Origin of the sequence: Amorphus orientalis (genome assembly GCF_030814015.1) — a bacterium.
GTDB lineage: Bacteria > Pseudomonadota > Alphaproteobacteria > Rhizobiales > Amorphaceae > Amorphus > Amorphus orientalis.
In genome coordinates this window covers 842201-866113 of sequence record NZ_JAUSUL010000001.1, presented here as the reverse complement: position 1 = coordinate 866113, position 23913 = coordinate 842201, and the positions used below count along the sequence as shown (strand labels likewise).

General features: G+C 67.4%; 19 protein-coding genes and 1 tRNA gene. 16 read left to right on the top strand and 4 right to left on the bottom strand.

Features of this window, described 5'->3' with window-relative positions; all coding sequences use genetic code 11:
- Window positions 1-70 precede the first annotated feature (70 nt).
- Together J2S73_RS03850 and J2S73_RS03845 are read left to right on the top strand one after the other, a co-directional pair.
- Entirely contained in the window at window positions 71-643 is a 573-nt protein-coding gene (locus J2S73_RS03850; protein WP_306884097.1) for a TRAP transporter small permease subunit, read from the top strand.
- 21 nt (window positions 644-664) lie between these two features.
- Window positions 665-2002, top strand: a complete 1338-nt coding sequence (locus tag J2S73_RS03845; protein WP_306884096.1) for a TRAP transporter large permease — start codon at window positions 665-667, stop codon at window positions 2000-2002.
- Between the two features lie 73 nt (window positions 2003-2075).
- Here J2S73_RS03845 and J2S73_RS03840 read toward each other — a convergent pair whose 3' ends face one another.
- Both J2S73_RS03840 and J2S73_RS03835 read right to left on the bottom strand, forming a co-directional pair.
- Window positions 2076-4481 carry a YbcC family protein gene (locus J2S73_RS03840; RefSeq protein ID WP_306884095.1) on the bottom strand — a complete coding sequence of 802 codons (2406 nt, stop codon included), beginning with the start codon at window positions 4479-4481 and terminating at the stop codon, window positions 2076-2078.
- 68 nt (window positions 4482-4549) lie between these two features.
- On the bottom strand, window positions 4550-6112 hold the full coding sequence (locus tag J2S73_RS03835) for a proton-conducting transporter transmembrane domain-containing protein (protein ID WP_306884094.1): 1563 nt from the start codon (window positions 6110-6112) through the stop codon (window positions 4550-4552).
- 562 nt (window positions 6113-6674) lie between these two features.
- Between J2S73_RS03835 and ahpC the strand changes: the two genes are divergently transcribed.
- From ahpC to J2S73_RS03820, 3 genes are all read left to right on the top strand, one after another.
- On the top strand, window positions 6675-7238 hold the full coding sequence (gene ahpC / locus J2S73_RS03830; RefSeq protein ID WP_306884093.1) for an alkyl hydroperoxide reductase subunit C: 564 nt from the start codon (window positions 6675-6677) through the stop codon (window positions 7236-7238).
- Window positions 7239-7486: 248 nt separating this feature from the next.
- Window positions 7487-9070: an alkyl hydroperoxide reductase subunit F gene (gene ahpF, locus J2S73_RS03825; RefSeq protein WP_306884092.1), complete on the top strand. Its 1584-nt coding sequence runs from the start codon at window positions 7487-7489 to the stop codon at window positions 9068-9070.
- Window positions 9071-9098: 28 nt separating this feature from the next.
- Window positions 9099-10070 (top strand): LysR substrate-binding domain-containing protein, encoded by a 972-nt coding sequence (locus J2S73_RS03820; protein ID WP_306884091.1) that lies wholly within the window; start codon window positions 9099-9101, stop codon window positions 10068-10070.
- A gap of 51 nt (window positions 10071-10121) precedes the next feature.
- Here J2S73_RS03820 and J2S73_RS03815 read toward each other — a convergent pair whose 3' ends face one another.
- Window positions 10122-10838, bottom strand: a complete 717-nt coding sequence (locus J2S73_RS03815) for a GntR family transcriptional regulator (RefSeq protein WP_306884090.1) — start codon at window positions 10836-10838, stop codon at window positions 10122-10124.
- A 134-nt stretch (window positions 10839-10972) separates the two neighbouring features.
- On the opposite strand from J2S73_RS03815, the gene dctP reads away from it, so the two are divergent.
- From dctP to J2S73_RS03765, 10 genes are all read left to right on the top strand, one after another.
- Entirely contained in the window at window positions 10973-11998 is a 1026-nt protein-coding gene (gene dctP, locus J2S73_RS03810) for a TRAP transporter substrate-binding protein DctP (RefSeq protein WP_306884089.1), read from the top strand.
- 170 nt (window positions 11999-12168) lie between these two features.
- Window positions 12169-12690 (top strand): TRAP transporter small permease subunit, encoded by a 522-nt coding sequence (locus J2S73_RS03805; RefSeq protein ID WP_306884088.1) that lies wholly within the window; start codon window positions 12169-12171, stop codon window positions 12688-12690.
- Entirely contained in the window at window positions 12680-13996 is a 1317-nt protein-coding gene (locus J2S73_RS03800; protein WP_306884087.1) for a TRAP transporter large permease, read from the top strand. Before J2S73_RS03805 ends, J2S73_RS03800 begins: the two co-directional genes overlap by 11 nt.
- 12 nt (window positions 13997-14008) lie before the next feature.
- Complete coding sequence (locus tag J2S73_RS03795) at window positions 14009-14170, top strand: hypothetical protein (RefSeq protein ID WP_306884086.1); 162 nt, start codon at window positions 14009-14011, stop codon at window positions 14168-14170.
- A gap of 4 nt (window positions 14171-14174) precedes the next feature.
- Window positions 14175-15908, top strand: a complete 1734-nt coding sequence (gene araD, locus J2S73_RS03790) for an L-arabinonate dehydratase (protein WP_306884085.1) — start codon at window positions 14175-14177, stop codon at window positions 15906-15908.
- A gap of 7 nt (window positions 15909-15915) precedes the next feature.
- Complete coding sequence (locus J2S73_RS03785; RefSeq protein WP_306884084.1) at window positions 15916-16659, top strand: ribonuclease activity regulator RraA; 744 nt, start codon at window positions 15916-15918, stop codon at window positions 16657-16659.
- Between the two features lie 58 nt (window positions 16660-16717).
- On the top strand, window positions 16718-18232 hold the full coding sequence (locus tag J2S73_RS03780) for an aldehyde dehydrogenase (NADP(+)) (RefSeq protein ID WP_306884083.1): 1515 nt from the start codon (window positions 16718-16720) through the stop codon (window positions 18230-18232).
- 367 nt (window positions 18233-18599) lie between these two features.
- Entirely contained in the window at window positions 18600-20615 is a 2016-nt protein-coding gene (goxA, locus tag J2S73_RS03775; RefSeq protein WP_306884082.1) for a CTQ-dependent glycine oxidase GoxA, read from the top strand.
- 6 nt (window positions 20616-20621) lie between these two features.
- Window positions 20622-21785 (top strand): glycine oxidase maturase GoxB, encoded by a 1164-nt coding sequence (gene goxB, locus J2S73_RS03770; RefSeq protein WP_306884081.1) that lies wholly within the window; start codon window positions 20622-20624, stop codon window positions 21783-21785.
- Window positions 21782-22240, top strand: coding sequence for a RidA family protein (locus J2S73_RS03765; RefSeq protein WP_306884080.1), 459 nt, complete (start codon window positions 21782-21784; stop codon window positions 22238-22240). The genes goxB and J2S73_RS03765 overlap by 4 nt, the downstream gene beginning before the upstream one ends.
- Before the next feature lie 152 nt (window positions 22241-22392).
- Here J2S73_RS03765 and J2S73_RS03760 read toward each other — a convergent pair.
- A tRNA-Glu gene (locus tag J2S73_RS03760) sits at window positions 22393-22467 on the bottom strand.
- 286 nt (window positions 22468-22753) lie between these two features.
- On the opposite strand from J2S73_RS03760, the gene J2S73_RS03755 reads away from it, so the two are divergent.
- Window positions 22754-23890, top strand: coding sequence for a hypothetical protein (locus J2S73_RS03755; protein ID WP_306884079.1), 1137 nt, complete (start codon window positions 22754-22756; stop codon window positions 23888-23890).
- Window positions 23891-23913: the final 23 nt, after the last annotated feature.

Sequence of the window (23913 nt, the reverse complement as noted above, 5' to 3'; positions counted from 1 at the left end):
CCAACGACTTGAGCAGGTCCCTGTCATTCGGACCGACGGCTCTGAACAGGACATGCCCTAGGAGAGAGCGATGGCAAACAACCCATCGACCGGTCCGGACGAGGAAACCCTTCCCTCCGACCACTCGCCCTGGATCCCCGGCCTGACGCCCGCCGTCACCGGCATGAACATGGTGGGCGCCGTCGTCGTGCTGGCGATGGCGGTGATCGTGAACGTCGACGTCCTCGGCCGGTGGCTCTTCAACGCACCGCTGGACGGAGCGGTCGAGCTGACCGAGATGGGCATCGTGGCGATCGTCTATCTGCAGCTCGCCCACGCCGTTGCGGTGGGCAAGCTGACGCGCTCGGAGATGCTCCTGGAGCTCACCGAACGGCGGCTGCCCCGGCTCAATCTCGCGCTTCGTCTGGCATTCAACCTGATGGGCGCCTTCGTCCTGGCGGTGATCGTCTACGGCCAGGTCCCCCGCCTGATCTCCGCCTGGGAAAACGGCTTCTACAAGGGCAATCCGGGCATCTTCCGCGCGCCGATGTGGCCGCTGGAAGCCATCCTTCTGATCGGCGCGGCCTTCGCCCTCGTCCAGTTTCTGGTGCTTGCCTGGCGCAACGCCGGACTGATGCGCGACCTCGGCCGGGCCCGGCCCTGAGATTTCGGAGACGGGACCCTGATGGCCCCTTATGAACTCGGACTGATCTCCATCGGGGCCATCGTCGCCCTGATCTACGCGGGCGCCTACATCGCCGTCGCGCTGTCGCTCGTGTCCTTCGTCCTGGTCGCCATGCTCAAGGGCACCCCGATCGCGGTGCACCTGCTCACGCTGGCAGCGGCCGACAGCATCTCCAGCCAAACCTTCGCGGTGATCCCGCTGTTCGTGCTCATGGGACTGATCATGAGCGCCTCCAACGTGGGTCGGGACGCCTACGACGTGGCCGACCACTTTCTCAGGCGGATCCGCGGCGGGCTGGGCCTTGCGACGGTGACCTCGAACGCCGTCTTCGCGGCGGTGACGGGCGTGTCGATCGCGGCGGCGGCCGTGTTCACCCGGGTCGCGGTGCCGGAGATGCTGCGGCTCGGCTATCACCCGCGCTTCGCCGTGGGCGTGGTCGCCGGCTCCTCCGTGCTGGGCATGCTGATCCCACCGTCGATCCTGTTGATCATCTACGCGATCCTCACGGACCAATCGATCGGGATGATGTTCTATGCCGGGATCGGCCCGGGCATCCTGCTGTCGGCCGTCTACTGCGCCGGCATCATCGGCATGGCCTTCCTGCTGCCGCGCTTCGTCTACGACGTCGACGGCCGCTTCGCCGATCTCCACGCCAGCTCGGATCGTCCGCGGCTGTCCGCCCTCGACGTGATCCGCAAAGGCGGTCCGCTGATCCTCCTGATCGTCATCGTGCTGGGCGGCATCTATGGCGGCGTGTTCACGCCGACCGAGGCCGGCGCGATCGGCTCGTTCGCCGCCCTCATCATCGCCATCGCCCGGCGCTCGCTCACGCTGAAGAGCTTCTGGAACGTGCTTCTCGAGACCGGCCACATCACCGCATCGGTCTGTTTCCTGATCATCGCGGCGACCATGTACAGCCGGGCGCTGACGGTCGCCGGCGTGCCGTTCTGGCTCTCCGGCCTGGTCTCCGGCGAGGGGGACAGCTTCCTGCTGGTCATGCTGGTCTACATCGTCGTGATCCTGCTCCTCGGCACGATCATCGATTCCGTGTCGATCATCCTGATCATGGTGCCCCTGTTCCTGCCCATACTGAACGGCATGGGTGCCGACATCGTCTGGTTCGGAATCGTCACCATCATCACCGTGGAGATCGGCCTCCTGACCCCTCCCCTCGGTATGGCCTGTTTCGTCATCAAGGGGTCGTTGCCGGACAACCGGATCAAGCTCGGCGACATCTTCTCCGGCGCCGCCCCCTTCGCGCTGATGATGCTGTTCGTGGTCGCTCTGATCGTCAGCTTCCCCGACCTCGTCTACGTGGGTCGATGGTTCGGGATGTAGACGGGCCCCGGCATCCCGCTCGGGCTGGGTCGGCCCGAGCGGTCAGCGGATACCCGGCGGGACGGCCGCCACCTCAGGCGACTGCCGACGCGGTGGTCACCGCCTCGCCGTCGTGTCGGGGCTCGCGGGTCCAGGCGAGATCGCCTTCATAGCGCCAGGCAGGCTGACCCTCCTCCAGCGCGAACAGGTGCAGCCAGCGATTGTCGAACAGCGCGCGCACGCTCTCGTGGCGCTCCAGGATGTCGCTCATCGCCTCTCTCGGCGCCTCGATGCACACCGTCAGCCGCAGGGGCTCGTGCACGAACCGCTCGCCGTCATGCACAGACTGCCACGGCAGGCCGCCCCTGAGCGCGCCGCCGTTGCCTTCCACCACGCCGATCCCGCCGACGACGTTGTGCAGCAGCTTGTTGCCCGCACCGAACGCCTCCGGCGCCACCGCCGAGCCGTAGTACTGAAGGCTGATCCAGCTCGCCACCACGACCGGTGCCGTCAGGATCAGCTCCAGGACACCGAACCCGGTCTCGGCGTCCTGCTTCCAGTCGTAGTCGTGCAGGAAGACGGACCCGGTCAGGTCGCGGCCGACGGTGCGTCCGCGCGGTGCGGCGATGAAGGCCCGGCAGCCGGCCAGCCCCCATTCCGGCCGCACCTCCGACCAGTCGCGTGCCCGGCCGAAAATATCCGCGGGGCCGTGGGCGCCCGGCAGCCTCAGGGCGCGTTCGCTCCGGGTGAGCAGACCAGCCCGGGAGAGCCAGCCCCGGACGCGGTTCAAGTCGTCCCCGTGCAAGTCCGCGGCGACGGAGCCCTCCAAATCGAAAAGCGTCACGGCATCCGTTGTGGTGTCGTGAAGACCCGCGACGAACAGCGTGTCGTCCGGAATCGAGATCCCCCGCTCGCGCAGGCCGTCGCGCACGACCTGCTCGTTGAGCAGGCCGGCCAGCAGGCGCGCGTTGACGTCGCCGGCGTAGCCACCGCACGCGCCGCACTGCAGCCCGCTGGCGTGGGGGTTGTTCACGACCCGCGCGCCATGGCCGAGCAGCAGCACGAGCCGGGCGAAGCCCCGGGTGAGCGACATGGCCTTCAGCACCGTTTCCGCCATCGCCACCCGGTCTTCCACCGTGAGCTCCGGCGCGAATCTCGGGGCCGGATCGGGCCCCTTCTTCCGGTGGCGCAGGCCGAACGTGTCGCCGACGAGCCGGCCCGCATACACCGGCCCCATGGCCTCGACGAAGGCGAACGAGGCCACTGCAGCCAGCTTGAACCGGCCCCACGCCCGCTTGACCCGGGCGGCGATGCGGGCGGCGCGGTCGGCCGCCTCGTTGTCGGGTCCGGTCGCCGAACTGGTGACCCCCGGCGTCAGCAGAACCGGCAGATGCCGCTCCTCCACGTCCGAGGCGAACCTGCGGTGCTCCGCGGAGATCCCGAAGAAGCCCGCGAAACCGATCGTGCGGATGCCGGGATCCACGCTCTCCAGCGCGCGGCGGAAGGCTTCGGACCGGACGTCGATGCAGAACGCCGCCTGCAGCGCGGGCCGACCGTCCGCCCGATCTCGCGCCGGGGCAGCGAGGGTTGCGGCCAGCGTGCGCTGGGCGGCGCGCTCGGCCGCCTCCTGCAGGATCTCGTCGACGACGTCCTCGGCGTCGGGCGTGACGGGCGCCGCATAGGCGGCGCGCGCCTCCGCCCAGTCGGGAGCGATCTCGTCCTCGTAGCGGGCGTAGAGCGCCTCCTCCCAGAGCAGCCGGATCGCCAGGAAGTCGAACAGGGTCCGGTCCGTCCCGCCATCGAGCTCGGCCTGCCACAGCCGGTAGCGGGCCAGTTGCGACCAGCCGCCGAGCGAGAGCAACAGGCGATGGAAGTAGGTCCCGAGCGCACCGGCGTCCATCTCGAGCCGGTCGACGGCCCGGGCGATCGCGTCCCGCGGCCGCTCCGGCGCGTCGTTGACGAAGACGGCGAAGCCGGTGAGCCCCATGATCTCCGGCACGAGATCATGGCTGGCATGGTTGCGATAGGTCCGCCATGCGGACTTGTCGCGCGCGGCCGCCCAGAGCGCCTGGCCCTCATCGAGATAGCCCGCCGCCCAGGCCCCGAACCGGTTCTCCAGAAGCCCCGGCCAGTCGGTCCCGCTCGCCTGCGCCGCAAGATCGGCCACGGTCGGCGGCGGCGCCGGCACCTCGCGGTTGCGGCCGGCCCTCGCCCTGAGATCCTCGACCGACCGCGGGCGGTCGGCGTGCCTGCACGCCGCAAGCGCGGCCGCAAGATCCTCGGCGGTTATCTCGCCGGCTGCGATCTTATCGGCAAACCAGGTGCGCGGAAGCGTGACCGGGATGCCGCCTGCCCGGCCCAGCCGAGCGCCGGTTTCCGCCAGCGAGAGACCGGCCTGACCGAGAAACGGATTGACCGCGACGGACGAGGCCAGCGGCCACAGCGGCGGGATCTGGCGTCCGGCGGCTTCGGCAGCCTCGATGAGGGTCAGACCGTCCATTGAGCGAGGCTCCTGTGTCGGGTTGATCGGGGTGGGAACGGGCGCGGAAACCGGAAACGGGGAGACGGTCATGACGACCTCCGCACGGCCCAGTTGCCGACCAGCTTGTCGAGCACGGCGTTGGCGTAGAGCCCGTTGGCGAAGTGGACCCGCATCCCGGAAGCGGCCGGATGCCCGGCCCACAGCGGAAACGCCGCCTGGGTGATCGCGACGAGCCCGAAGCTCACCACCGCCAGCACGAGGGTGGCCCATTCCAGCGAGGTGGGAGACGGGGCCGGCGGCAGCGTTCCTGCGGTCAGCCATTCGGCGCCCGTCTGGAGCGCGAAGTAGCCGACGGTCGCCGCGGTGGCGTAGATCGCCGTGCGTCGGGTCAGCACCCGGGGCGCCTTGTCGGCGAGCCCCTGGGCCAGGAGATAGGCGACGCCGAAGACCAGGATGGCGCCGAGCGCGATCGCCTGGGGCGACTTCCCCGTGATCCCGAAGGCCAGCCCGATCACCCCGTAGATCAGGATCGCCAGCACGAAGGCGTGCAGCACGGCCCGGCCGCCCGGCACCGCCACCGGCCCCGGCCGGCGGTTCGCCGCGACCGTCTCGACCGCTTCGCCTGCGGAGAGAAACGCATGGGCCTTGTAGAGCGAGTGGGCGACGATGTGCAGCAGCGCCAGCGGAAACAGCCCGAGCCCGCACTGCATGATCATGAACCCCATCTGGGCGATGGTCGACCAGGCAAGGGACGTCTTCACCGCCGGCTGGGCCAGCATGGCGAGCCCGCCGAGGAGCGCCGTGAGTCCGCCCAGCACCGCCAGACACGCCAGCACGCCGGGGGCGAGCAGCATCACGTCGGCAAAGCGGATGAGCAGGAAGCCGCCGGCATTGATGACGCCCGCATGCAACAGGGCCGAGACCGGGGTCGGCGCCTCCATCACCTCCGTCAGCCAGCCGTGGACCGGAAACTGCGCCGACTTCATCACCGCCGCCAGCGCCAGAAATCCGGCCGCGGCGAGCCCCGCGGCGGGCGCGTCTCCGGCCGCCGCCCGATCCAGGATCGACGCGATATCGGTCGTGCCCCAACCGATCGCGATCAGCACCGCCGCGATGGCGAGCGCCGCATCGCCCATGCGGGCGATGATGAACTTCTTGCGGGCCGCGCGCCGCGCCTGAACCCGGTCGGGATAGAACAGAAGCAGACGGGTAAGACAGAAGCTGGTCGCGACCCAGGCGGCCGCCAGCAGCACGAGATCGCCGGCCTGGACCAGGAACAGCACCGCGCAGAGCGTCGCCGCCAGCCATCCCATGAACGGGCCCTGCCGCGCCTCCCCGTCGAGATAGCGGACGGAGAAGCGCATCACCACGGACCCGACGAAGGCCACGAGGACCAGCATCACCACGCTGACGATGTCGAGGCGCAGGCTGAGGCCGAAGCGCTGCGTGCCGATCAGTGTGGTGGTCGCCGGCCCCGTCGCCACCAGGACGACCGCGGACGCGATCGCGCTCGCCAGTGCCACCAGCGTTGAGACCTGAAGAAGACGGGCGACGCCGACAGGCCGCAGCCCGGGCCCCCTCATCGCAACAAAAGCGCCGACGGCAAGCGCAAGGGGCGCAATCAGGGACAACAACGGCAGCAGCGGCATCGGCGGATCTCCCGGCAGAACTGGACGAACGCCGGGAAGCTAACGATCGGAAAGGCGGAATTAAAATAGATTGTTCATGAGTTTTCGTTCTTCAAAACAGAACGAAAAAATTGTGGCCGATCGCACCCTTCGACCGGTCACGCCACTCCGGGGTGCCCGTTCGGGCCGGGTGAGCTTGTCACGCCTGTGCACTGCAAAAAATCCGAGGTCACCGACCCGCCAACGGTTTTCCAGCCCCTTCATCCGGCACCTGCACTTTGGACCCACTTGCTTGCAGATCTGCAGACGAGCGACCGGATCGGCCAACACCGGCCGAAAACCCAAAGTTACAAAACTCGAACAAGGCAGCTCAAAATAATACCAAGCACCTGATACTTGCAGAACGGCGCCGAAATCAATCAAAAGAGTTTTTGTAAATAATAACTCGCCTTTAAGTTACAATTTCACGCGACAATAGGATTTCTCAATCGGTTTCTTTCTTGATATCTATTTCACATATTGCACTGCAGCGAATATGGTCCCGCCACCGACGACCCGCTGGACATGGATGTGAGGATTAAGAATGTCCGTTATCAACACTGCCGTAAAGCCGTTTTCCGCCACTGCCTTCCACAACGGCAAGTTCGTTGATGTCTCCGACGCCGACATCAAAGGAAAGTGGGCGATCTTCTTTTTCTATCCGGCCGACTTCACCTTCGTCTGCCCAACCGAGTTGGGCGATCTGGCCGATTATTACGACGAACTCCAGCGCATGGGCGTCGAAGTCTACTCGGTATCGACGGATACGCACTTCACCCACAAGGCCTGGCACGAGACGTCCGAGACCATCGGCAAGATCCAGTACGCGATGATCGGCGATCCGACCGGCACCATCACGCGCAACTTCGAGATCATGCGCGAGGATCAGGGCCTCGCCGATCGCGGCACCTTCGTCGTCGACCCTGACGGCGTGATCCAGGCGATCGAGATCACCGCCGAGGGCATCGGCCGCAATGCCAAGGACCTGGTCCGCAAGGTCAAGGCCGCCCAGTACGTCCGCGCGCACCCGGACGAGGTGTGCCCGGCGAAGTGGGAGGAAGGCGAGCAGACGCTGGCACCGTCTCTGCAGCTCGTCGGCAAGATCTGATCGACCGATGCGAACGGCTCTCCGCCCGATGGCGGAGGGCCGCTGCCGTGGCGCAACGTCGCGTGGTGCGTTCGCGAGAGACGACCGCATTCTTCGGGCTGCGCCACCCGACCGATTCCGATCGACGGTCCGAGATCCGCTCCCTCCCGCGACTCGCTTGACCCGATCGACTTCCCCGGGGCCCGCGCCGATCGGCGGGTCCGTCCGTCGCAAGATGCGCGCGAGACATCTCGCGCAAGGAGACTGTGATGCTCGATGACGCCATGAAGTCCCAGCTGAAGGACCACTTCACGAAGATGGTCCGTCCGGTCGAGATCGTCGCCACGGTCAACGACAGCGCCAAGTCGCAGGAAATGGCGACGCTTCTGGCCGAACTGGCGAGCCTTTCCGACCTGATCACGGTCAGCGAACGCACCGCCGACGGCGACCGAGCGCCGGCCTTCGCCCTCACGAGCCCCGGCGAGGACATCCACCTGACCTTCGCGGGCATCCCGCTCGGCCACGAATTCACCTCCCTGGTGCTCGCCCTGCTGCAGACCGGCGGCTACCCGCCGCGCGTCGAGGAGCACGTCATCGAGGCGGTGAAGGCGCTCAGCGGCGACTTCCGCTTCGAGACCTACTATTCGCTGAGCTGCCAGAACTGCCCGGACGTGGTGCAGGCGCTCAACCTCATGGCGGTCCTCAATCCGAACATCCGGCATGTCGCCATCGACGGCGCGCTGTTCCAGGACGAGGTCGCCGCGCGCGAGGTGATGTCCGTCCCCTCCGTGTTCCTGAACGGCGAGCCGTTCGCCCAGGGCCGCATGGAGGTCGAGCAGATCATCGCCAAGCTCGACACCGGCGCCAGCGCCCGCGCCGCCGAGAAGATCAAGGCCCAGGCCCCGTTCGAGGTGCTGGTCGTCGGCGGCGGGCCGGCGGGCGCGGCCGCGGCCATCTACGCCGCGCGCAAGGGCATCCGCACCGGCGTCGTCGCAGAACGCTTCGGCGGACAGGTTCTGGACACCATGGCCATCGAGAACTTCATCTCCGTCCGCCGTACCGAGGGGCCGGACTTCGCCAAGGCGCTCGAGGCCCATGTCGCCGACTACGACGTGGAGGTCATGAACCTCCAGACCGCGACGGGCCTCCGCGATCACGGCGGCATGTTCGAGGTCGAGCTGGAGAACGGCGCTTCGGTGAAGGGGCGCACCGTCATCCTGTCGACGGGCGCGCGCTGGCGGCAGATGGGCGTGCCGGGCGAAGAGGAATACATGAACCGGGGTGTCGCCTACTGCCCTCATTGCGACGGCCCGCTCTACAAGGGCAAGCCGGTGGCGGTGATCGGCGGCGGCAATTCCGGCGTGGAGGCGGCCATCGATCTCGCCGGCATCACCAAGCACGTGACGCTTCTGGAGTTCGATGCGGAGCTGCGCGCCGACGACGTCCTCCAGCGCAAGCTGCGCAGCCTGCCCAACGTCACCGTGCTGACGTCTGCCAAGACCACCGAGGTCCGCGGCGACGGCAAGAAGGTGATCGGCCTCACCTACGAGGACCGGATCGGCGGCGACCTGAAGGAGGTCGATGTCGACGGCATCTTCGTCCAGATCGGGCTCCTGCCGAACACCGAGTGGCTGCGCGGAACCGTTGCGCTCACCGATCGCGGCGAGGTCGAGGTCGACAACCGCGGCGAAACCTCGCTGCCGGGCGTGTTCGCTGCCGGCGACTGCACGACCGTGCCCTACAAGCAGATCGTCATCGCCGTGGGTGAAGGCGCGAAGGCGTCGCTCGCCGCGTTCGACCACCTCATCCGCTCGTCGGCGGACGACGAGGAGCAGGCAAGCCAGGCGGCCTGACTGCCGACCGGCGCCAAGGCGGTTCGCGATGACCCTCAGGGAACTGGAATATCTGCTCGCGCTTGCCCGCTACCGGCATTTCGGCCGGGCGGCGGAAGCCTGCCACATCAGCCAGCCGACGCTCTCCACCCAGATCAAGAAGCTGGAGCTGGAACTCGGCACGGCGCTCGTGGAACGCAGCACCAGCGGGGTCATCCTGACATCGGTCGGGGAAGCGACGGTGGAAAGCGCCCGCCGCATCCTCGCCGAGGTCCAGTCCATCAGGGACACCGCCCTCCAGGCCCGCGATCCGGAGAGCGGCACGGTGCGCCTCGGGATATTCCCCACGCTCGGCCCCTATTTCCTGCCCAGCGTGATGCTGCGCTTCGCGGAACGTTTTCCGGCCCTCCGGCTTTCGCTCGTGGAGGAACAGAGTTCCCACCTCATCAGCCATCTGCGCGACGGCGACATCGACGTGGCGCTTCTGGCCCTGCCGCTCCAGGACGACCAGCTGATCGCCAGCTTCCTGTTCGAGGAACCGTTCCTGCTGGCGGTCCCGCCGGTCCATCCGCTCGCAGAGCGGAGCTCGATCGCCCTGGACGAGATCCGCGACCAGGAGCTGCTGCTGCTGGAAGACGGCCACTGCCTGCGGGATCAGGCGCTCGACATCTGCGAGATGTCCGGCGCGGTCGAGCAGTCGGCCTTCCGCGCGGCGAGCCTGGAAACCCTGCGCCACATCGTCGGCGCCGGTCTCGGCGTCACGCTTCTTCCCAAGCTCGCCACCCACCGCCGCACCGCAGGCCCGGACACCGTCCGGCTGATCCCGTTCGAGAATCCGGTGCCCAATCGCCGGATCGCGCTGGTCTGGCGCCAGAGTTCGGCACGCGCACCCCTTTTCGGGGCCATGGCCGATCTCTTCCGCAATGTGGCCGCCGAGCTTCTGGCCGAAGCGACGCCGGACCCCACGGTCACGGATCATCCGGCGCGCGCCGACACCGAAGCGCGCCGCAAGGCTGGCTGACCCGGCCGGGCAACCGGGCTCACCACCCGAACGCCGGCCTGCTCGGACTGCTCAGAAATAGTCCGGATGGCGGTCCCTGATCTCGTCGACCGCGGCGAGCGTGCCCGACAGATGGCCCCGGACGGCCTCCTCTGTGCCGGCCCGGTCTCCCGCCTCGATCGCCGCCAGAATCTGGCGATGGTAGTGGACGATATTCGAGACCTTGCCGGGCTCGGGCAGGTTGAGGTTGCGCAGACGGTCGATGTGACCGGAGCGGGCCGTGACCAGAAGCCAGAGGTTCACGACGCCCGCCGCTTCGCAGAGGGACCGGTGAAACTGCCGGTCGAGGCGCGAGAACAGGTCGAGATCGCCTTCGGCGAGGGCCGCTTCCTGCTCGTCGAGGACGCGGCGCGTCGCGGCCAGAAGTTGCGGTTCACCAGCGGCTGCCAGGATGCGCGCCACCTCCAGCTCGATCGACAGGCGGAGAAACTGCGTCTCCCGGGCCTGCTCGACATCGATGCGGGAGACCTCGGTCTTGGATTGCGGATAGATCACCAGCAGGCCGTCCTGCTGGAGTTTCAGCATCGCGTCGCGCACCGGGGTCTGGCTCACCCCATAGAACTCGGCCGTCTCCGAGCGGGAGAGGTTCTGGCCCGGCTTCAGCTCCAGCGACACGATGCGCTCGCGCAGCGCCGCGTGAATCTGGTCACTGGCAGAGATCCGCCGCACCGGCGATCCGCGCATCGTTTCTCCGGCCACCGAGCCGCTCGTGAATAGTGCGTCGTTCATCCTTTGCCCCTCGCCGCCACCAGCGATGTGCGCAACTCTCTATAGACACCAACTTGACCGCGATACACTGATATATTAGTGCATCAGATGTGGGGTGCCGATAGGCTCCCTCAAGGTTCAATGGGAGGAAAACAATGAAATTCGCCAAGCTCGCCTTGTCCGTCTCCGCAGCCACGCTCATCGCCGGCGCGGCCCATGCGGAAACGCTGACCATCCAGACATCCTTCAACGCCGGTGATTTTTCCACAAAATACCTGACCGAAAACTGGCTTCCGAAGATCCAGGAGATGACCGACGGGCGGATCGAGATCGAGCTGACCCCCAGCGGTTCGGTGGTTCCCTCGCGCGACACGCCCGAAGCGGTCGCGGCCGGCGTCATCGACGGCGACTTCACCTCGGTGAATTACTTCGCCGGTCTGGAGCCGGCCTACGCGATCATGGGCGACCTGATTTCCGGCTACGACACCCCCGAACAGATGCTCGGCTTCTGCCGCGACGGCGGCGGCGAGGCCATGATGCAGAAGGCCGCCGATTCCGTGGCCGATGGCGAAGTCACCGTCGTGGCGTGCGGCCCCTACTCCCGTGAAGCCCTGGTCGCCCGGGTGCCGATCCGCACGTTCGAGGATCTCGAAGGCAAGAAGATCCGCTCGCCGGAAGGTCTGGCCGCCGCCGTGTTCCAGGCCGCTGGCGCCTCCCCTGTCGCCATTCCGTTCTCCGAGGTCTTCGGCGCCCTCGAAAAAGGCATCGTCGACGCGGCCGACGCATCGGCCTACGTCAACAACGACGCCACCGGCCTGCACGACGTGGCCCCCTACCCGCTCTATCCCGGCATCCATTCCATGCCGTCGATGCAGTTCACGGTGAACACCGAGACGTGGGAGTCCCTGTCCGAGGAGGATCAGGCCGCGCTTCGCAAGTGGTGGTACGACGCCATGTACGCGATGGCCGCCGAAGTCTCCAAGAAGGACCAGGAACTGGCCGCCCGGGACGACGCCAGCGAAGACATCGAAGTCATCGACTGGGCCCAGGAAGACCGCGACCAGCTGCGCGAAGTGGCGCGTGAGCAGTGGAAGGCGTACGCGCAGAAGTCCGAGCTCGCCCAGGAAGCCCTCCAGGCGAACCTCGACTACATGAAAGAGATCGGTCTCTTCAAAGACTAGAGCGGTCCAGCCCCGCCTGACGCGCGGGTCCTGAACCATTTGCCGGTCGGTCGGGCGCTCTGAGCCCGACCGCACCGGGCTCCGGACGACCGTCCTTCCCTTCGCGCCGTCTGCCGCCGATCTCCATGCGCCGGCGCCCCTCCCCGGGTGCGACAGCCAGGGCCACAGCCATGAAACGCATCTTGTCCACCTACACCGAGCTGATGGACCGCGTCAGCGTGTTCCTCGGCCAGGCGTGTACGGTGTTTCTGTTCGCCTGCATCGCCGTATCCGCGCTCGAAGTGGTGCTGCGCTACGGCTTCGACAGCCCGACCGTCTGGTCGACCGAACTGGCGATGGCCCTGTGCGCCAGCGCCTGGGTGCTGTCGGTCGGCTACGTCACCGAGCGCAGCCGGCATATCTCCATCACCATGCTGGAGCTGCTGGTCGGCCCGCGCACCTGGCACGTCTTCCGCCTGATCCAGATGCTGATCGCCGCCGGGGCGATCCTCGTGTTGACGCTGGCCCTCTGGGATCCGGCGATGAAGGCCATCTCCCGTGTCGAACATTCCGGCACCGCGATGAATTCGATCCAGCCGACCTACCTGAAGGCGCTTCTGGTGGTGGGCTGCATTCTCTACCTGCTGCAGCTGCTCTCCAACATCATCCGCTGGGCGCTGGGCACGGAGCGGGAGACCTCCGGTGGGCATTGAATCGATCACATTCCTCATCGTCGCCGCGCTCCTGGCCCTGATGGCGCTGGGCGTTCCGCTCGGCATCACGACGCTCACGGTCTCACTGGGAACGGCGCTTCTCTATTTCGGCGAACGCGCCGGCTACTTCATCGTCGCCGCCAACGTCAGCGAAGTGCTGCACAAATACGAGCTGATCGCCGTGCCCTTCTTCGTGTTCATGGCGAACGTGCTGGAGCGCTCCGGGATCGCCAAGTCGCTGTTCGATTCCATGGCGATCATGGGCGGCCGGTTCCGAGGCTCCGTCGCGGTGCAGACCTGCATCGTCGCCGTTCTGCTGGCCGCCATGTCCGGCATCATGGGTGGCGAGATCGTCATGCTCGGCCTGATCGCGCTGCCGCAGATGCTCCGGCTCGGCTACGACCGCAAGCTGTCGATCGGCATCATCTGCGCCGCCGGTGCGCTGGCGACCCTGATCCCGCCGTCGGTGGTCCTGATCGTCTACGGCCTCGCCGCGCAGGTCTCGATCACCAAGCTGTTCGCGGCCTCGGCCGTGCCCGGCCTGATCCTGGCCAGCCTGTTCATCTGCTACATCCTCGTGCGCGTCCGGCTCAATCCGGCGATGGCGCCGATCTTCGACATCCCCGAAACCGGCCTGCCCTTCTTCCAGCGGCTGAAGTTCCTGAAGGGCGTCGTGCTGCCGGCGCTCCTGATCGCGACCGTGCTCGGCGTGATCTACACCGGCGTCGCCACGGTGACGGAGGCCGCCGCGATCGGAGCGGTCGGGGCACTCGGGGTCGCCGCCGTCCGCAAGGAACTCAACTGGGTGATGGCGCGCGACGCCATGCGCCAGACCGTTCTCACCGTCGGCTCGATCATCTGGCTGGTGCTGGGCGCGGTGTCGCTGATCGGGATCTACAACCGGATCGGCGGCGGCGACTTCCTGCACGGCATCCTGACCTCGCTCGACATCGCCCCGATCTGGGTGATCGTCGTGATGATGCTGATCGTCATGCTGCTCGGGACGTTTCTGGAGTGGATCGCGATCATCTTCATCACCGTGCCGATCTTCGCGCCGGTGGTCACCGATCTCGGCTTCGACCCGATCTGGTTCGGCGTCCTCTTCGCCATGAACATCCAGATCTACTACCTCTCCCCGCCTTTCGGACCGGCCTGCTTCTTCCTCAAGTCGGTGGCTCCGAAAGGGATCGAGCTCCAGGAGATCTTCCTCGCGGTCCTGCCGTTCATCGCGCTGCAGGCGACGGGCCTCTTCCTGGTCCTGTTTTTCCCCCAGCTGGCGCTCTGGCTGCCGGCGCTGCTGGATTGAGGAGGCCGGACCATGAGCGATCCCAATCTCACCCACCAGGACGAAGACCTCCCGGCCGCCGAGTACGGCGAGGAGGAACGAAGCGACCATCACGACTTCGGAAACTGGCCGGAACTCCTGGGCGTGATCCTCACGGCCATCGTGTGCTGGCTGATCTTCGCGTTCACCGGATAGAGTCATGGCCAAGACAGACCCAAAAGACCTCAGATCGGCGCGCTGGTTCGCGCCGGACGACCTGCGCAGCTTCGGCCATCGCTCCCGGATGATGCAGCTCGGCTACGCGGAGGAGGATTTCCGCGACAAGCCCGTGATCGGCATCCTCAGCACCTGGTCGGAGCTGAACACCTGCCACTCCCACTTTCCCGACCGGGTCCGGGACGTGAAACGCGGCGTCACCCAGGCCGGCGGCTTCGCAGTGGAGATGCCCGCGCTCTCGGTCGACGAGAGCTTCACCAAGCCGTCCTCGATGCTCTACCGCAACCTTTTGGCCATCGAGACCGAGGAGATCATCCGCTCGCATCCGCTCGACGGGGTCGTGCTCATGGGCGGCTGCGATAAGACAACTCCGGGGCTCGTCATGGGCGCGATCTCGGCCGGGGTGCCGATGATCTACCTGCCCGCCGGGCCGATGCTGCGCGGCAACTACGCCGGCAAGGTGCTGGGCTCCGGGTCGGATGCCTGGAAGTACTGGGACGAGCGGCGCGCCGGGAACCTGGACGAGGCCGAGTGGATCGGCATCCAGGGGGGCATCGCGCGCTCCGCCGGAACCTGCATGACCATGGGCACCGCCGCGACGATGATGGCGCTCGCCGAGGCCCTCGGGCTGACGCTTCCCGGCGCCTCCTCGATCCCGGCCGTCGATTCCGGCCACCAGCGCATGTCGGCGGCCTGCGGGCGCCGCATCGTGGAAATGGTCTGGGAGGACCTGACCCCCGACCGGATCGTGACGGAGGCCGCCTGCCGCAACGCCGCAACCGTCGCCATGGCGACGGGCTGCTCCACCAACGCGGTCGTCCACCTGATCGCCATTGCGCGCCGCGCCGGCGTCGATCTCGACCTCGACGATCTCGACGACCTCGGCCGCGCGACGCCGCTCATCGCCAACATCCGTCCGGCCGGAAGCACCTACCTGATGGAGGACTTCTACTATGCCGGCGGCCTGCGTGCGCTGATGCGGCAGTTGCTGGAGCGCCTCGACGGGTCCGCGCTCACGGTGACCGGCAAACCGGTCTCCGCCAACGTCGAAGGGGCGGAGGTCTACAACGACGACGTCATCCGGCCGCTGTCCAACCCGGTCTACCAGGAAGGGTCGCTCGCGGTTCTCAGGGGCAACCTGTGTCCCAACGGCGCGGTCATCAAGCCGGCCGCCTGCGATCCGAAATTCTACGTCCACGAAGGACCGGCCCTGGTCTTCGACAGCTACCCGGAGATGAAGGCGGCGGTCGAGGACGAGACCCTCGATGTCGGCCCGGACCACGTCATGGTGCTGCGCAACGCCGGTCCGCTCGGCGGTCCCGGTTTTCCGGAGTGGGGCATGCTGCCCCTCCCGAAGGCGCTGCTGCGTCAGGGCCATCGCGACATGCTGCGCCTCTCCGATGCGCGGATGTCCGGCACCTCCTACGGCGCCTGCATCCTCCACGTCGCGCCGGAGAGCTTCGTCGGCGGCCCGCTGGCGCTTCTCAAGACAGGCGATACCGTGCGCCTCGATCTTCCGAACCGGCGGCTCGACATGCTGGTCGGGGAGGACGAGCTCGCGCGGCGCCGGGCGGCGTGGACACAGCCCCCGGCCCGGTTCGAGCGCGGCTACGGCTACATGTTCTCCCAGCACGTGACCCAGGCGGACCAGGGGTGCGACTTCGACTTCCTGCAATCCGATTTCGGCCGCAGCGCCGGCGAACCGGACATTTTCTGAGGCAGCCATGAGTTTACACGACAGCACGAGCGACTACGTCCTCACCGAGGAGACCCGGGCCAAGCTGAAGAAGGTCTCCACGGCCTCGATCGCCACCGCGCTCTACAAGCGCGGCCTGCGCACCCAGTTCATCCAGGGCGTGCGGCCGGTCGCCCGCAAGCCGGAGAACATGGTCGGACAGGCGTTCACCCTGCGCTATATTCCGGCGCGCGAGGACCGCAATCCGATCACCGTGTTCCGCGATCCGCAGCACCCCCAGCGGGTCGCCATCGAGACCTGCCCGGAAGGGTGGGTCCTGGTGATGGACGCCCGCAAGGACGCGCGCGCGGCGACTGCCGGGTCGATCCTGATCACGCGCCTTGCCGTGCGCGGCGCCGCCGGTGTCGTCTCGGACGGCGGGTTTCGCGACGCCGAAGGGATCGGCGCCCTCGACATGCCCGCCTATTGCGCCGGCCCGTCCGCACCGACCAACCTCACCCTTCACGAGGCGCTCGACATCAACGTGCCGATCGCGTGCGGCGACGCTCCGGTCTTCCCCGGCGACGTGATGGTGGGTGACGGCGACGGTGTCATGGTGATACCAGCTCACCTGGCCGATGAACTCGCCGACGAGTGCATCGGCATGGAAACCTACGAGGATTTCGTTCTGGAACAGGTGAATGGCGGAAGCGGCATCATCGGTCTCTATCCCAGCACACGGGACGAGAACCAGGCGAAGTTCGACGAATGGCGGCGTCGGAACGACCGGTAGCCGCCGGCATTTGCCTCACGAGACTGTTCAGCCGACCCGTCACGAAGGAGCACGCGCTATGAGCTTCACCCCGCACGGCAACCATCTGATCGCCGGTGACTGGCGTTCCGGGAGCGGCAGGTTTTCCTCAAAGCCGGCCACGGGTCCGGCGTCGGAGTTCGCACTGGGCACGGCGGCGGACGTTGACGCCGCGGTGACCGCCGCCGAGGAGGCGTTCTGGACCTATGGCGCGTCGAGCCGCGAGGCCCGCGCCGCCTTCCTGGAGGCGATCGCCGACGAGATCGAGGCGCGCGCCGACCAGATCACCGACATCGGCAGCCGCGAGACCGGACTGCCCGAGGCCCGGCTCCAGGGCGAGCGCGGCCGCACCACCGGCCAGCTCCGCCTGTTCGCGGGCCACATCCGCGCCGGCGACTATCTCGACCGGCGCCACGACGCGGCCCAGCCGGACCGCCAGCCCGGCCCGCGTCCGGACCTGCGCCTGATCCAGCGCCCGCTGGGGCCCGTCGGCGTGTTCGGCGCCTCCAACTTTCCGCTCGCCTTTTCCACCGCCGGCGGCGACACCGCCTCGGCGCTCGCGGCCGGCTGCCCGGTGGTGGTCAAGGGCCATCCGAGCCATCCGGGAACCGGCGAGATCGTGGCGGAGGCGATCCTCGCGGCGATCAAATCGACCGGCCAGCATCCGGGCGTGTTCTCGCTGATCCAGTCGAACACCAACGAGGCCGGCACCGCCCTGGTCCAGCATCCGCTGATCACTGCCATCGGCTTCACCGGTTCGCTGCGCGGCGGCCGGGCCCTGTTCGACCTGGCCAACCGGCGCGAGACGCCGATCCCGTTCTTCGGCGAGCTCGGCTCGGTCAACCCGGTGTTCGTGCTGCCGGACGCGGCCCGGGCGCGGGCTAGCGAGATCGGCACCGCCTGGGCGGGATCGCTCTCGATGGGCGTCGGCCAGTTCTGCACCAATCCCGGCATCGTGCTGATCGAGGACGGGGACGCGGCCGAGGCCTTCGAGACGGCGGCCGCCGGGGCGCTCAGTGAGACCGGCCCCCAGACCATGCTGTCGGAGGGCATCGCGGAGGCCTACCGGACCGGCCGCGACAAGCTCTCAGGCGTGAACACCCTGCGCGAGAAGCTGCGTTCAAACGCCGACGGCCGTGCCGCCGCGCCGGACTTCTACGTCACCGACGGTCAGACCTTCCTGGCCAATCCGGAGCTCGGCGAGGAGGTGTTCGGCCCGTTCGGTCTGCTGGTCCGGGTGACAGGCGTCGACCAGATGGTGGAGATTGCCGGTCAGATGGACGGCCAGCTCACCTGCACGCTGCACATGGACGCGGGCGATCACGGCGCGGCCGGCCAGCTGATGCCGATCCTGGAGCGCAAGGCCGGCCGCATCCTGGCCAACGGCTTCCCGACCGGTGTCGAGGTCGCCGACGCGATGATGCACGGCGGCCCCTACCCGGCCAGCACCAACCCGTCGACCACGTCGGTCGGCACGCTCGCCATCCGCCGCTTCCTCCGGCCCGTCTGCTACCAGAACATCCCTGAGGATCTCCTCCCCGAAGACCTCAGGTGAGAAGGACGACCGGAGCGGTCGGCACCCCCGTCAAAGGGCGCGCCGATCGCTCCGCCAAGACCGTTTCTGCTCGGACGGAGACATCCGGGCGACAAGAATTGCGCCCAGGCTCAGCATCGTGAGCCGGTCCTCATCGTCCCGTCCGCTCTCCTTGCTCCGGAAAAGGAGCGCAAGAACACTTTATTACTTAGAATTTATTCTAGATTATATTCATATAGACATAGCTATTAAAATAAATATTATTTACTACTAAATTATTTCATTAATAAATAGTAATTTGACCAGAAATACGCCGGCCTGCTAAAAGAATAGGAACACTCCGGACGTCCGGCCTGCGTCGGAAGTGGAGCGGTGAGGGAAGACCAGCATGGCCGATTTCAGACGACGTGACTTTCTCGCCGGACTTGGCGCCATGGGCGGACTTGCAGCGGCCGGACTGCCGTTCCTGCCGAAAGTGGCGGTCGCCGCGACACCAACGGCGGAGGCGGCGCCGGCGGGTGCGAAGATCACGCGTGTCGGGATCTATCCGGCGCTTGGAATCTGCAGGGTCGGCGGAAGCCAGAAGTGGTTTTACGCCCCGGAAATTCCCGGCGTCCCGTCCCGTCCCGAAGGCGGCTACAAGGACGGCGATTCCCTCATCAAGAAGCAGGTTCAGCGCTTCCGGGTCTATGGCTTCGACGACCAGGGGCGCGTGGTCAGGGAACTGACGTCCGACGATGCCCGGATCGACTGGCGCGTCCACGTCGCCAACACCAAGGCGGCCTGGTACGGCTTCACCAATCCCCACGACAACGAAGCGCACGGACCGGGCATCCCGACCCGGATGCGCAACCAGTATCTGACCAGCACGGCACAGCGCGAGAAGATGCTTGTCGTGGATCCGGGGCCGGTCGAAATCAGCGGCGCGCGCGTCAACTGGGACGGCGACGTTGCGGACTACGCCATGAAAGGCCGCTTCTGGGACGCCATGGACGTCGGCCTCGGACAGGTGCGCACCGATGACGCCGGGCGGCTGCTCGTCGTTCCGGCCGACGGTGTCGCCGGCACGCCGCAGGGCGCTCCCATCACCAGCTTCGCCGACAATGACGGCTGGTACGACGATTGGTGCGACGGCCCGGTCGATGCCACGGTCACGCTTCCCGACGGCGAAGTGCTGGAGGCGGACGGTGCCTGGGTTGCCTGCGTCGGTCCGGATTTCGCGCCCGAGATCCCTCCGATCTCCACCCTCTACGACGTCATCGAGAGCATGAACTGGGAGCAGAACTGGAGCGAGCTGCCAGAAACGCCGCTCTCCTTCCGCCAGCACATTTACCCCACGTTCTATCGGCTGGCGCTGATGGAGTGGGTGTCCGCGGCGGCCAACATGCGCCAGGGCTGGCTCGATATCGGCGACTTCTCCAGCGACGCCTACCTCGCCCAGCTCGCCGATCCGAGCGAGGCCAACCGGGCCTTCCGCCAGGAGGTCTTCGAGAAGTTCCGGAACCCGCACAACATGGGTCCGTCGGCCTTCAAGGAAGAATATCTCAAGATGCCGATGATGCCGGGCGACGGCATCGACCACAACGGCAGCCCGTTGCAGTGGTTCCAGTTTCCGAAGCTGCAATATGAGCGTCTGCGCCGATGGGCCGAGGGCGACTTCGAGGACGATTTCACCGACGCGAGCCTGGATGCGGTCGAGAGCCTCGATGAGTTGCCGATCGAACAGCGCCCCCATGCGCTGACCCGGGCCGCGCTCGAACCCTGCTCCGGCGGCGCTTTCCATCCGGGCGTCGAGCTGTCCTACTATCTCCGGCTGCCGCCCCTCTATGCGCGGAACGTCAACGCCGACGCCGAGCCTTTCCGGATCGGCCGGGGCAATCGGTCCTCGCTGGTTCAGAATGTCGGCCGGATCCTCGATTTCCAGCGAGCCACGACCGGAGACAACCCGCCGATCGGGCCGCAGATGGCCGGCGACCTGACCCGCTGGATGGGCCTGCCGTGGCAGCCCGACGCGTTCAGCTGCCAGCGGGTCGCCATGCAGGACGACTTCCCCGTCCCGGTCTGGTGGCCGGCGCTGCTGCCGGTCGATGTGCTGCCGGAGGAGTTCTACAATCAGCTGATGCGGACCGACCTGCCCCCGGAGGAACGCACGAAGTTCTTCGAAAACCGTGTGTGGTGGGCTCGCGGCGTGCCGGGGATCGGCTACCACGCCAACGCCAGCTACTGGGACGGCATCCAGAACATGATCAATCTCTGGCAGAGGATGGGCTTCGTCGTCGAACGGCCGGGGCCGACCGATCCCGATCGTCCGGACGCCATTCCGGCCAGGATGTATGTCGAGGTCGGACGGGGGCCCATGGAGAACCGCTTCGGCTGGACGCCGGACGACGGCCAGCTTCCGTAGCCGCCGATGTCTCCCGGCGACATACCGGACGGTGCGGTCGCGGTCGTCGGGGGCGGCATCGCGGGCTGTGCCGCATGCCTGTCCCTGGGCAGGCGCGGCATCCCCGTCACGCTGATCGCCCCGCCGCCTCCGGCCGAAAAGCCCGGTGAAACGCTCGCCGCCGCAGCTCTGCCCCTTCTTGCGGACCTGGAGGCTGGCCACCTGCTGACCGCGCCTTCCCATCGGCCGGCGACCGCCAGCTTCACGTCATGGGGCACGTCGGCGCTGATCGAGCAGCACGCCGCCGCACGGCCCGAGGGCCTGGGCCTGATCCTCGACAGAGGCCGGTTCGAGGCGGACTTGTTCGATCTGGTGAAGCGCCGGGGGATCCAGCGGATCGAAGCGGCCCTCGCCGATTTTCGGCGCACGGGGGCCGGCTGGACCCTGACCACCGACGCCGGAGACGTGATCCCCGCCCGGTTCCTGATCGACGCCACCGGTCGTCGCGCGCTGATCGGCCGCCGCACCGGCCGGGTCCGTCGCATCGATCGGCTGGTGGCCGCCTGCACGGTCCTGACGCAGCACGATACCGGCATCGACCCGACGCCCGCGACGCTGATCGAGGCCGTGGACGACGGCTGGTGGTACGCCGCGCTTCTGGCGGACCGTCGGCTCGTCGTGCAGTTTTACTCGGACCCCGATCTGATCCCGCGCGGGCTCAGCGGCAATCTCGATCTCTGGCGGCGGATGGCCGGGCAGACGGCCTACATCTCGCAATGGATCGACAGTGCCGGCTACGCGCTCACAGAGCCGCCCCGCCTCGCTCCGGCCGGCACATCGTGGCTGGAAGAGAGCGCCGGGCCGGACTGGCTCGCCGTGGGTGACGCTGCCGCCGCCTTCGACCCGCTCTCCGCGCACGGAATGACGACCGCGCTGTGGACCGGCCTCCACGGGGCAAACGCCGTCACGGCCGCCCTTGGTGGCGATCTCTCCGAATTGGAAACCTATGCGGCGCGGCTCCGCACGGGCGTTGAGCGTTTCAGCCGCGGGCGCGTGGACGTGTACGCACGCGAAGCGCGCTTTCACGACCGGCCCTTCTGGCGGCGACGCCGCAGCTCCGGGCTTTCCCGGCACCACCTCGCGGCAAGCCCGGATGAGGTGGGCCCACAGCACGAAAGGACAGTCTTATGAAACGATCGATCCAGGCACTCTCTGCAGCCGGCGTCGCACTCGCGATCGGGCTCGGCACGGCCGTCGCCGCGCCGGCGGAACTCAAGACCTATCCCTCCACGGCGGTCGAGGGCCTGCCCTATTCCGGCGCCGTTCGCGCGGGGGACGTCGTCTATGTCGGCGGCGTTCTCGGCACGGCCGAAGGTGGACAGGATCTCGTTCCCGGCGGCATCACGCCTGAGGCCCGTCAGGCGTTCGGACATGTGAAGAATATGCTCGAAGCCGCCGGCACGTCGCTCGACCGGACCTTCAAGTGCATCGTCCTGCTTTCGGATATCGATGACTTTCCGGAAATGAACGCCGTGTTCACGGAGTTCTTCCCGGAATCGCCGCCGACTCGCTCGACGATCATCGTGCCGGAAATCCCCAAGAACGCGGCCATCGAGGTCGATTGCAACGCGCTCGCCGGCGACTGAAGCGGCCCCTCTCCGGACCGGACCGGTCTGGAAGAGACATGTCCCGGGTGACGGATCGAATGCCGTTTCCAGCCGATCAGGCGCTCGCGCCTGATCGGCGCGGGCGGGCGCCCGTTCCGGGCAGCATTCGCCATAAAATTCAATGAGATAAGTGGTACGCCCTAGGGGAGTCGAACCCCTCTTTCCAGAATGAAAATCTGGCGTCCTAACCGATAGACGAAGGGCGCACGTCGTTCGCAATCGCGAACGCACGGGGTTATAAGGAGCCCAAAGCGCATCGGCAAGGGGCGATTTTCACGGAATCGACACAGCCCTTCACCGCCTCCCACCGTTTCGCCCGCTCCAGGCGCACCTATATGAGGCTGTGCGCCACCTTCCCGCCGAACTCGACGTTGATGGTCGGTCAGAAGGTCGCGTAAACAGCGTGAACGGAGTGCCGCGCCTTCTGCGTCCGCACCGCGCGATGCACCCGAACGCCGACACAGGGACACGATGGACAGGAACGACGCCCCCATGACGAGCGCTCTCGCCCGCCCGCGCGCAATGGCCCGAACCGCCCGCCTGCTGGCGGCGCTGGTCGCGGCCGCATTCGCGTTTGCGGTCACCGCGTCAGCCCAGGAAGGACCGATCCCGCCGCGCGACCTGGGCGCCATCGACCAGCAGCTTCACCGCATCCTTCAGGTCACCCCGCCCGGCTCGCCCCAGAGCATCAACGCGCCCTCCGGTGCAAGCGTCAGCGTCCAGCCCTATTCGCCGGTCACCCGCCGCGGCGGCCAGCCGTGTGTGAATTGCGCCAATCCGTGCCGGCAGTATCAGATCAACTATGTGGCCGCGGATCAGAGCGAGCGGATCGTCATGGAAGGTTTCCGCTGCCGCCGGTCCGACGGCATCTGGGTGATGGTTCAGCCCGAGGTGATCGTCAGCCGGCAGTCCACCGGCGCCGCGGTCGCGTCGAACCCGAACGATCCGGTGCCGGAGATGCCGGAGGAGGAACTGCGCCGGCGCGGACTGCTGCCCCAGGAAACCGCCGACGGTACAGGCGAAACGAACGGCAGCCCGGTCCCGCTGTCTGAAGATGCGACGGCCGAGGGACAGGACACGGCGAGCAACGAGGTGGAAAGCGCGCCCCTGCCCGATCCGGTCCAGGACCCGAATGCGGCAGTCGTCGATGAGCAGATTTCCGCGCCCGAGGACGGCAATCCTGAAACCGTGGCCGAGACCGTGGACGGCCAGGTCCCGGAGGGGCCCCGCGGACCGGTCCGCTCGGCCGAGGCACGTCCGATCACCCAGGACGACACGGTCTCCCGCGTGATCTATCCCGGAGCGGCTGGCGACGAGGCGGCGCCGCAGCCTCAGCAAAGCGCCGGCGCGTCGGACGACGCGGACGGCGCCGACATGGACCAGGCGCTGTCGGATCCGGCGGTGGTCGGCCACCTGAAGGACCTCCAGTATCTGGACAGCGACGCCGACCCGGCCGACCGGGAGCGGATCCGCCAGGCCGTGGGCGAGTTCGCCGTGGACGAACAGTTCGCCCTGCCGATCGATGCGGCCGCGCTGTCAGCACGTCTCGATGCTGCGGCCGAACGCAATTCCACCCTCGCCGCCTGCGAACAGGACGGTAGCGTGGTTTCGGTCTGCCGGGAGGAGTAGGCGGGAGCGTTGTCCGACGGGTC

Excerpts from the sequence above, each read along its gene's own strand:
- J2S73_RS03850 (WP_306884097.1), top strand. The coding sequence starts at position 71 with ATGGCAAACAACCCATCGACCGGTCCGGACGAGGAAACCCTTCCCTCC.
- J2S73_RS03845 (WP_306884096.1), top strand. The coding sequence starts at position 665 with ATGGCCCCTTATGAACTCGGACTGATCTCCATCGGGGCCATCGTCGCC.
- J2S73_RS03840 (WP_306884095.1), bottom strand. The coding sequence starts at position 4,481 with ATGGACGGTCTGACCCTCATCGAGGCTGCCGAAGCCGCCGGACGCCAG.
- J2S73_RS03835 (WP_306884094.1), bottom strand. The coding sequence starts at position 6,112 with ATGCCGCTGCTGCCGTTGTTGTCCCTGATTGCGCCCCTTGCGCTTGCC.
- ahpC (WP_306884093.1), top strand. The coding sequence starts at position 6,675 with ATGTCCGTTATCAACACTGCCGTAAAGCCGTTTTCCGCCACTGCCTTC.
- ahpF (WP_306884092.1), top strand. The coding sequence starts at position 7,487 with ATGCTCGATGACGCCATGAAGTCCCAGCTGAAGGACCACTTCACGAAG.
- J2S73_RS03820 (WP_306884091.1), top strand. The coding sequence starts at position 9,099 with ATGACCCTCAGGGAACTGGAATATCTGCTCGCGCTTGCCCGCTACCGG.
- J2S73_RS03815 (WP_306884090.1), bottom strand. The coding sequence starts at position 10,838 with ATGAACGACGCACTATTCACGAGCGGCTCGGTGGCCGGAGAAACGATG.
- dctP (WP_306884089.1), top strand. The coding sequence starts at position 10,973 with ATGAAATTCGCCAAGCTCGCCTTGTCCGTCTCCGCAGCCACGCTCATC.
- J2S73_RS03805 (WP_306884088.1), top strand. The coding sequence starts at position 12,169 with ATGAAACGCATCTTGTCCACCTACACCGAGCTGATGGACCGCGTCAGC.
- J2S73_RS03795 (WP_306884086.1), top strand. The coding sequence starts at position 14,009 with ATGAGCGATCCCAATCTCACCCACCAGGACGAAGACCTCCCGGCCGCC.
- araD (WP_306884085.1), top strand. The coding sequence starts at position 14,175 with ATGGCCAAGACAGACCCAAAAGACCTCAGATCGGCGCGCTGGTTCGCG.
- J2S73_RS03785 (WP_306884084.1), top strand. The coding sequence starts at position 15,916 with ATGAGTTTACACGACAGCACGAGCGACTACGTCCTCACCGAGGAGACC.
- J2S73_RS03780 (WP_306884083.1), top strand. The coding sequence starts at position 16,718 with ATGAGCTTCACCCCGCACGGCAACCATCTGATCGCCGGTGACTGGCGT.
- goxA (WP_306884082.1), top strand. The coding sequence starts at position 18,600 with ATGGCCGATTTCAGACGACGTGACTTTCTCGCCGGACTTGGCGCCATG.
- goxB (WP_306884081.1), top strand. The coding sequence starts at position 20,622 with ATGTCTCCCGGCGACATACCGGACGGTGCGGTCGCGGTCGTCGGGGGC.
- J2S73_RS03765 (WP_306884080.1), top strand. The coding sequence starts at position 21,782 with ATGAAACGATCGATCCAGGCACTCTCTGCAGCCGGCGTCGCACTCGCG.
- J2S73_RS03755 (WP_306884079.1), top strand. The coding sequence starts at position 22,754 with ATGACGAGCGCTCTCGCCCGCCCGCGCGCAATGGCCCGAACCGCCCGC.